The sequence below is a fragment of the Streptococcus dentapri genome (assembly GCF_042649885.1).
GTDB lineage: Bacteria > Bacillota > Bacilli > Lactobacillales > Streptococcaceae > Streptococcus > Streptococcus dentapri.
The window spans coordinates 1-7,583 of sequence record NZ_JBHSAC010000081.1; the positions used below are offsets into that span (position 1 = coordinate 1).

12 protein-coding genes and 1 pseudogene are annotated in these 7,583 nt (G+C 42.5%); all 13 read left to right on the forward strand.

All coding sequences use genetic code 11. The features are described 5' to 3' along the window. Positions 1 to 78: 78 nt before the first annotated feature. The 13 genes and pseudogenes from ACFOSE_RS09215 (at position 79) to yidD (ending at position 7,500) form a co-directional block, all read left to right on the forward strand. Complete coding sequence (locus ACFOSE_RS09215; protein ID WP_380432676.1) at positions 79 to 360, forward strand: hypothetical protein; 282 nt, start codon at positions 79 to 81, stop codon at positions 358 to 360. A gap of 8 nt (positions 361 to 368) precedes the next feature. Then, on the forward strand, positions 369 to 728 hold the full coding sequence (locus ACFOSE_RS09220; protein ID WP_380432678.1) for a hypothetical protein: 360 nt from the start codon (positions 369 to 371) through the stop codon (positions 726 to 728). Between the two features lie 180 nt (positions 729 to 908). After that, positions 909 to 1,106 (forward strand): annotated as a pseudogene (locus tag ACFOSE_RS09225) (hypothetical protein); the annotation flags it as partial. A gap of 357 nt (positions 1,107 to 1,463) precedes the next feature. Beyond that, entirely contained in the window at positions 1,464 to 1,703 is a 240-nt protein-coding gene (locus ACFOSE_RS09230) for a YneF family protein (protein WP_380432679.1), read from the forward strand. 46 nt (positions 1,704 to 1,749) lie between these two features. Then, a complete protein-coding gene (gene racE, locus ACFOSE_RS09235; RefSeq protein ID WP_380432681.1) occupies positions 1,750 to 2,547 on the forward strand; it encodes a glutamate racemase in 798 nt (265 codons plus the stop codon). After that, positions 2,544 to 3,515: a nucleoside-triphosphate diphosphatase gene (locus ACFOSE_RS09240; RefSeq protein WP_380432683.1), complete on the forward strand. Its 972-nt coding sequence runs from the start codon at positions 2,544 to 2,546 to the stop codon at positions 3,513 to 3,515. Before racE ends, ACFOSE_RS09240 begins: the two co-directional genes overlap by 4 nt. Next, positions 3,494 to 4,015, forward strand: a complete 522-nt coding sequence (locus ACFOSE_RS09245; protein WP_380432684.1) for a metallophosphoesterase — start codon at positions 3,494 to 3,496, stop codon at positions 4,013 to 4,015. The genes ACFOSE_RS09240 and ACFOSE_RS09245 overlap by 22 nt, the downstream gene beginning before the upstream one ends. Next, a complete protein-coding gene (gene cbpB / locus ACFOSE_RS09250; protein ID WP_380432686.1) occupies positions 4,012 to 4,476 on the forward strand; it encodes a cyclic-di-AMP-binding protein CbpB in 465 nt (154 codons plus the stop codon). The genes ACFOSE_RS09245 and cbpB overlap by 4 nt, the downstream gene beginning before the upstream one ends. Then, positions 4,460 to 5,209, forward strand: a complete 750-nt coding sequence (gene xerD, locus ACFOSE_RS09255) for a site-specific tyrosine recombinase XerD (protein WP_380432688.1) — start codon at positions 4,460 to 4,462, stop codon at positions 5,207 to 5,209. Before cbpB ends, xerD begins: the two co-directional genes overlap by 17 nt. Continuing rightward, positions 5,199 to 5,918: a segregation/condensation protein A gene (locus tag ACFOSE_RS09260; RefSeq protein ID WP_380432690.1), complete on the forward strand. Its 720-nt coding sequence runs from the start codon at positions 5,199 to 5,201 to the stop codon at positions 5,916 to 5,918. Before xerD ends, ACFOSE_RS09260 begins: the two co-directional genes overlap by 11 nt. Further along, a complete protein-coding gene (scpB, locus tag ACFOSE_RS09265) occupies positions 5,915 to 6,472 on the forward strand; it encodes an SMC-Scp complex subunit ScpB (RefSeq protein WP_380432692.1) in 558 nt (185 codons plus the stop codon). Before ACFOSE_RS09260 ends, scpB begins: the two co-directional genes overlap by 4 nt. Before the next feature lie 63 nt (positions 6,473 to 6,535). After that, on the forward strand, positions 6,536 to 7,261 hold the full coding sequence (locus ACFOSE_RS09270) for a pseudouridine synthase (RefSeq protein WP_380432694.1): 726 nt from the start codon (positions 6,536 to 6,538) through the stop codon (positions 7,259 to 7,261). After that, on the forward strand, positions 7,258 to 7,500 hold the full coding sequence (yidD, locus tag ACFOSE_RS09275) for a membrane protein insertion efficiency factor YidD (protein WP_380432696.1): 243 nt from the start codon (positions 7,258 to 7,260) through the stop codon (positions 7,498 to 7,500). Before ACFOSE_RS09270 ends, yidD begins: the two co-directional genes overlap by 4 nt. The last annotated feature ends 83 nt before the right edge of the window (positions 7,501 to 7,583 follow it).

Here is a 7,583-nt window from a genome sequence, read left to right on the forward strand (position 1 = left end):
TATTGAAGCAGTGGATGCCCAGCAGGCTGGGGATATCTTTGCCAATCTCTCATAGTAGCAAAAATAGAGGAAAATGATATGTCAAAAAAGAACAAAAGTAAAGACCTTGAATTGGAAGAATCCATAAAAAAACAGGAACGGGCAGCCATTAAAGCTATCGTTTCAGCCACTTCCTCTGCCATCAAAAATAAGGGAACCAGCTTGAAATCAAGCCTAGAGAAAGATGCGAAAGCTTTGAAAAATTATGCCTCAACTTATAAAAAGAATATTGCGGATGGATTAGAAGGCCAAGCAGCTCAGGCAGCTTCGGATTTTTTAACCCAGATTCCTAAGCCTACCTTGGAAAATCCGATTAGTTAGGGGCTGCCATGGTGACTATTAATCAGAAGATGAGAGAACTTGATGACCAATATGAAAGTGATTTAAGGGCTATTCAAAGCAAGCGAGACAGTTTAGAGGAGGATTATCAGCGTTTTATGCAGGTAACAGATGACTTGAAGGAACAAGTTTACCAAGCCACTCTAAAGCGTGAAATAGAACTTTCGCCAGAAGCAAAAGGCCAGGTATATCAAATGGATATTACTGCCGATGATTTTAAATCACAGTTTCAAAAAGCAATAGCTGAACTGGATGAGGAGCAATCTCAACTGAAAAAAGACTACGACAAGCAGGTCGATAACATTTATGAGGAAGCGTCAGAGAAAGATGCTAATCATGATAATACTTAAATCATTCGAACAAGGAGATAGGATCAGTGGTAAAGGCATTGACTCTTTAGAGGTAGAGGAAATGTTATCCTCTTCTTACTAGTGGACAGTGAAATAATAAACGATTAGGCGTTTAGGTATGGCCTTGTTCCTCATTTCAAGGGGAGCAAGGCTATTGTATTTTCTTGATAAAGAAACCGTTTCACTCTGGATCATTTTCCGGCAGGCTATGATAAGGAGCGCATCAGCTGCCGGCTGGCGCCCTTGAACCACCTCAAAACGCTGAAGTCCACTATTCCAGAAGCGGTCACTTTCCTTGAGATGTACCAAGTCAAAGTGGAGGAGCTGGGGGTTGATGCACGCTGGCAGTCGCATTCTCCTCATCAGTCGATGGCTGTGGCTTTTATCAGCTGTTAAAAGAAAATTCTGACTTATTTTTGTTAGGGAAATCAGGGTCTATATAGACGTTCAACAGACTAATAATAGATTAGAAAGTGACTGAAAATGTTTAAAAACGTTGAAATTAGGTCTTCTCCAATGGGCACTGTTGTTATGTTCAATAACTTATCTCTACCAAGGATCATTTTTTTCAGTGATAATATTCCTGGTGTTCCAGCTAAAGATGGAGAAGAAGCTAGTAGACTAATGGCCTGGGCAAGTTTGGCCTATGTCTGTACCCAAATGAACTAGCGTTGTTTTTATAGGGCTTTTCTGATATAATCATTTATGTAAAAAATTTCTAGGAGTTATATTAACATGGTACTTTGGCTAGCTACTTTATTGATTGTTTTCGCCCTTTTTGGAGGTGTTGTTTTAGGTATTTTCATTGCTCGTCGTCAATTCACAAAAGAGATTGCAGAGTATCCCCGTCTAACGCCTGATGCTATTCGTGAAATGATGAGTTCGATGGGGCAAAAACCTAATGAAGCTAAAATTCAGCAAACCTATCGCAACATCGTGAAGCAGTCAAAGGCTGCGGCAAACAAGAAAAAATAAGGTGACAAGGCTGAGTGAAAACTCAGTCTTATTTTAGGAAGATACTATGGATAATAGACCAATTGGTTTTTTGGATTCTGGTGTTGGTGGTTTGACGGTTGTCCGCGAACTGATGCGTCAGCTTCCCCATGAAGAAATTGTTTATATTGGAGACTCGGCCAGAGCCCCTTATGGTCCTAGGCCAGCTGAGCAAATTCGAGAATATACCTGGCAGTTGGTCGACTTCCTCTTGACTAAGGACGTCAAAATGATTGTCATTGCCTGTAATACAGCGACAGCTGTTGCTTGGGAGGAAATTAAGGAGAAACTGGATATTCCAGTTTTAGGTGTGGTTCTGCCTGGTTCTAGCGCGGCCATTAAAACAACCAGTACTGATAGAATCGGTGTGATTGCAACGCCTATGACAGTTCGGTCGGATATTTATCGACAAAAGATAGTGGATTTGGCTCCTCAAATGCAGGTAGAAACCTTGGCCTGTCCCAAATTTGTTCCTTTAGTGGAGTCCAATCAGATGACCTCCAGTGTTGCTAAGAAGGTTGTTTATGAGAGTCTCTCTCCCTTGGTTGGTCAGGTGGACACTCTGATTTTGGGCTGTACGCACTATCCTCTCTTGCGTAGTATTATTCAAAATGTTATGGGATCAGAGGTAAAATTGATTGACAGTGGGGCTGAAACAATTCGTGATGTTTCTGTTCTACTTAACTATTTCCAACTCAATCACAGTCGTGATACTGTAATAACTGCTGACCATCATTTTTATGCAACGGCAGGAGTGGCTGGTTTCAAAGAAATTGCTGAAAGCTGGTTAGGTCAAGACTTAAATGTGGAGCATGTAAGACTATGAATGGTAAAATTTATGAATATAAGGATAATCAAGATTGGTTTGTAGGTAAGTGGGGAAGTGCTTCTCGTATCCATACTCTGGGTTTTGGTGCTGATTTTTCAAAAATTGAGCAGGAACTCACTCACCTGCTTGGTGCTCAAGGAGGTTTTGATGTATCGGTGATTCGTTATGGGTCTGATTTTCGTCTGATTGCCTTTATTGTGGAGATTATTAATCAGGAATTGGGTCGACAGCTGGAAGTCAGTCAGCACAAGAATGCTATCTTGGTGAGTGAAAACCAAAAGTTACAGATGGTTCACCTGCCTGAGCAAGGAGTAGAACTAACCGACTTTTTTGGTCAGGCTGAAGCTGCAAGCCTGGGAGATACAATCCTAATTGCAACCCGTAACGAAGGAAAGACACGTGAATTCCGAGAAATGTTTGCCCAGTTAGGAATTAGCGTAGAAAATCTCAATGACTATCCGGACCTTCCTGAGGTGGCTGAGACAGGGACAACTTTTGAGGAGAATGCTCGCTTAAAGGCCGAAACTATCTCGGAATTGACGGGTAAAATGGTGCTGGCTGATGATTCGGGACTCAAAGTTGATGCTCTGGGTGGCTTGCCAGGCGTCTGGTCAGCCCGCTTTTCGGGACAAGATGCAACGGATAGCAGCAATAATGCCAAGCTTTTACATGAATTGGCTATGGTCTTTGAGATAAAGGATCGCTCAGCACAGTTTCATACGGCTCTAGTGGTCGCTGCCCCAGGACGTGATAGTCTAGTGGTAGAGGCTGATTGGGAAGGTTACATCGCCATATCCTCTAAGGGAGAAAATGGCTTTGGTTATGATCCGCTTTTTTTGGTTGGTGAGACAGGTAAAACAGCTGCTGAGTTGACTGCTGCTGAAAAGAACGAGCAGTCGCACCGCGGACAAGCTGTTAAAAAATTAATGGAGGTGTTTCCAGCATGGCAACAAGCACAATTGTAGTGATGAGTGATTCCCATGGGGATCGCAAAATTGTTCAAGAAATAAAAGAGCGCTATCAAGGCAAGGTCGATGCTATCTTTCATAATGGTGATTCGGAACTGCCGTCTAATGATAAAATTTGGGATGGTATTCATGTTGTGCGTGGCAACTGTGATTATGACAATGGCTACCCTGACACTCTGGTGACTCATTTGAATAATGCAACGATTGCTCAGACGCATGGCCATCTCTATGGTATTAATTTTGATTGGACTCGCTTAGAGCTCTGGGCGCAATCGGAAGATGCCGATATTTGTCTCTACGGCCATTTGCATCGGGCCAGTGCTTGGCGCAATGGCAAGATAATCTTTGTCAACCCAGGTTCTGTCCTGCAGCCACGCGGCGAGGTTCAAGAGAAGCTCTATGCCAAGATTGAGATTACAGATGAGACCATCAAGGTGGAGTTCTACACCCGCGACCACCAGCTTTACCCTCGTTTGATACAGGAATTTGAGAGATGATTGCAAAAGAATTTAAAGATTATCTAGCCCCATTTCAACAGGACTATCTGACACCTGCCGAGGATTTGGCTCTGGTCATGTCCAATCACAGAGTTAGTCATGTTACTTTGCTTTTAACAAGTAATGGCTATTCAAGAATCCCGGTTATGTCACCCGACAAGCGTTATATGGGAACCATTAGTATGTCTGATATCCTTTCCTACCAGACGGAGCAGGCTCTGTCTGATAAGGCCTTGGCTGATTTGGAAATCAAGGAGATGCTCAATCACAAGATTGAGGTGTTGACAGACACTGCTGATTTAACCGAAATCTTGCATAAAATTGTGGATTTTCCTTTTCTGCCTGTAGTGGACAGTCAGGGATTTTTCCTTGGAATCATTACTCGCAGAACTGTTCTGAAATCTGTGAATAGCCTACTGCATAATTTTACACAGGAGTATCAGATTGAGCTACTTGAGTGAGAAAATCACCCCTTTTATTACTAGTAAAAGACTTTCAGAGAATAGCCAAAAATCTTACCACTATGACCTGCGTCAGTTTTGTCAGCTGGTTGAAGAACAAATATCCGATAGTAAGCTTCGACTTTACGAGAACTTTCTGTCAGATCTTAAGCTTTCGGCTCGTAAGCGCAAAATTTCAACGGTGAATCAATTTTTGCTCTATCTCTATGATCAGGGTAAAATCAGCGCTTATTACCATCTTAAAAATCGTGAAAAGCTGAGACCAAAATCGAGAAGTCAGCAAAGATTGGATTTATCAAATCTCTATCAAGCGACAGATAGTACTGGAAAATGGATAGCGCTTTTGATTTTAGAGCTCGGTCTATCACCCAGTGAGATTGCAGCGATCAAGGTGGAAGAGGTGGATCAGAATTTTGATGTCTTAACCATAAAAAAGTCCGGACAGGTCAGAATTCTGCCTTTTTCTGATATCCTCAAGCCCTTATTTGAGAATTTAGAAAGTCAGACCTATCTCTTTGACAACAGAGGTAATCCCTATTCTCGTCAGTGGTTTTTTAACCAGCTCAATGCCTTTTTGCAGGCCGAGGATTTCTCTGATCTGACTGCCCAAAAATTGCGGGAGCAATTCATCATCAATCAAGTTGCTCAAGGAACAGACTTATTAGACTTAGCTAAGAAATTGGGATTAAAGACGCCTCTAACTTTGGAGCCCTATTATAAGAATGGATATTAAATTAAAAGATTTTGAAGGCCCTTTAGACTTACTTTTACATCTGGTCTCAAAATATGAAGTGGATATTTACGATGTGCCTATTGTGGAAGTCATCGAACAATACTTGGCCTATATCGCTACCCTACAGGCCATGCGTCTGGAAGTGGCAGGAGAATATATGGTTATGGCCAGTCAACTTATGTTGATTAAGAGCCGTAAGCTTTTACCAAAAGTGGTGGAGGAAACTCCGCCGGAAGAAGATTTGGAGCAGGAACTGCTCACTCAGATTGAAGAATACCGACGCTTTAAACTCCTCAGTCAGGAATTAGCAGCCCAGCACGATGTCAGGGCGCAATATTTTTCCAAGCCTAAACAGGAATTGATCTATGAGGATATCAGCTTGTCCCACGACAAGTCGGCTCTGGATCTTTATTTGGCTTTTTCTAAGGTGATGGCAGCCAAGCAGGAAGAAATCAAAAACAGTCATACTACCATTGAGCGCGACGATTATCGTATCGAAGATATGATGGAGCTGGTAGCAGAACGTTTGTCAGGGGAAGGCTCTGTGGAGCTGAGCCAAATTTTTTCAGAGGCTCAGTCTACCAATGAAATCATAACAATTTTTTTGGCAACCTTGGAATTGATTAAAGTGCATCGTGTTGAGGTCCAGCAGAGAGATAATTTCGGTGAAATTATCTTAACTGCCCTAGAGGAGGGAGAACATTCATGACTTATCTAGCACAGATTGAAGCCCTGCTCTTTGTAGCAGGAGAGGATGGACTGAGCCTGAGACAGTTATGCAGTCTACTTGATCTTTCTGTTTCTGCCCTGATTCAGCAGTTAGATAAATTGGCTGATAAGTATGAGGGAGACGATGATTCAGCGCTTGATTTGATGGAAACTTCGGGGACCTATAAATTGGTGACCAAGGAGGCCCACGCTGAACTTTTGCGTCAGTATGCCAAGGCTCCCATCAATCAAAGTCTGTCTCGTGCAAGCTTAGAGGTCCTATCTATTGTGGCCTATAAGCAGCCAATTACGCGTATAGAAGTTGATAATATTCGTGGTGTTAATTCTAGCGGTGTGATTTCTAAATTGCAGGCTTTTGACCTAATACGTGAAGCTGGTAAAAAAGAAGTTATTGGTCGTCCTAATCTCTATGTGACCACGAATTACTTTTTGGATTATATGGGCATCAATAGTCTCGACGAACTAGTTGATGCTTCTAATCTTGAATTGGTAGATGAAGAAATGACCCTCTTTGATAATGAAGAAAGCGAATAAGAAAGGATGAGACTGCTAGAAAGTGTGTCAATACTTTTTAGCAGTCTCAGGTCTCAAAAAATTATGAGAATAAATAAGTACATTGCGCACGCAGGAATTGCCAGTCGCAGAAAGGCAGAAGAGCTCATAAGACAGGGGCTGGTTACATTGAATGGACAAACAGTTGTTGAGCTAGCCACCAATGTTAAGTCAGGTGACGTCGTTGAAGTGGAAGGGCGCCCTATCTATAATGAAGAGAAGGTTTATTATCTTCTCAATAAACCACGTGGGGTTATTTCAAGTGTCTCCGATGAAAAAGGCCGTAAGACAGTAGTTGATCTTTTGCCTGATGTTAAGGAAAGGATCTATCCTGTTGGCCGTCTGGACTGGGATACAACGGGGCTTTTACTTCTGACCAATGATGGGGACTTTACAGATGAAATGATCCATCCTCGAAACAAAATCAATAAGGTCTATCTAGCACGTCTTAAGGGAATAGCAACCAAGGAGAATCTCAGACCTCTGACGCGTGGTGTGGTGATTGATGGGAAGAAGACCCAACCAGCCCGCTACAATATTATCAAGGTTGATCCTAGCAAAAATCGCTCGGTCGTTGAATTAACCATTCATGAAGGCCGCAACCATCAGGTTAAAAAGATGTTTGAAGCAGTGGGGCTCTTAGTTGATAAATTATCGCGGACACAATTTGGTACTCTGGATTTGAAGGGGCTCCAGCCAGGTGAAGCACGTCGTCTGAGTAAGAAGGAAGTCAGCCAGCTCCATAATGCGGCTGTCACTAAGACCAAATGAAAAGACTGCTGATTGTGCCGGTCCGCTTTTACCAGCGCCATATTTCCCCTTTGACCCCTCCGTCCTGTCGTTATCATCCTACCTGCTCTAACTATATGATTGATGCCATTGAAAAGCATGGTCTTCTAGGAGTTCTTATGGGACTGGCTAGAATCCTTCGTTGCAATCCTTTCGTGCCCGGAGGAGAGGATCCTGTTCCGGATTATTTTACTTTAAAAAGAAACAGCCGGTCCGATTAGGACCGGCTGTCAGACCGAAGACAAACTTCTTTTTGGAGGTTTGTCTTTTTTGGTGTCTCTTATCTTTAAGATGAAAAATGGAT

What these genes read in the sequence shown, in the direction of transcription:
- ACFOSE_RS09215 (WP_380432676.1), top strand. Translation starts at nt 79, where the DNA reads ATGTCAAAAAAGAACAAAAGTAAAGACCTTGAATTGGAAGAATCCATA.
- ACFOSE_RS09220 (WP_380432678.1), top strand. Translation starts at nt 369, where the DNA reads ATGGTGACTATTAATCAGAAGATGAGAGAACTTGATGACCAATATGAA.
- ACFOSE_RS09230 (WP_380432679.1), top strand. Translation starts at nt 1,464, where the DNA reads ATGGTACTTTGGCTAGCTACTTTATTGATTGTTTTCGCCCTTTTTGGA.
- racE (WP_380432681.1), top strand. Translation starts at nt 1,750, where the DNA reads ATGGATAATAGACCAATTGGTTTTTTGGATTCTGGTGTTGGTGGTTTG.
- ACFOSE_RS09240 (WP_380432683.1), top strand. Translation starts at nt 2,544, where the DNA reads ATGAATGGTAAAATTTATGAATATAAGGATAATCAAGATTGGTTTGTA.
- ACFOSE_RS09245 (WP_380432684.1), top strand. Translation starts at nt 3,494, where the DNA reads ATGGCAACAAGCACAATTGTAGTGATGAGTGATTCCCATGGGGATCGC.
- cbpB (WP_380432686.1), top strand. Translation starts at nt 4,012, where the DNA reads ATGATTGCAAAAGAATTTAAAGATTATCTAGCCCCATTTCAACAGGAC.
- ACFOSE_RS09260 (WP_380432690.1), top strand. Translation starts at nt 5,199, where the DNA reads ATGGATATTAAATTAAAAGATTTTGAAGGCCCTTTAGACTTACTTTTA.
- scpB (WP_380432692.1), top strand. Translation starts at nt 5,915, where the DNA reads ATGACTTATCTAGCACAGATTGAAGCCCTGCTCTTTGTAGCAGGAGAG.
- ACFOSE_RS09270 (WP_380432694.1), top strand. Translation starts at nt 6,536, where the DNA reads ATGAGAATAAATAAGTACATTGCGCACGCAGGAATTGCCAGTCGCAGA.
- yidD (WP_380432696.1), top strand. Translation starts at nt 7,258, where the DNA reads ATGAAAAGACTGCTGATTGTGCCGGTCCGCTTTTACCAGCGCCATATT.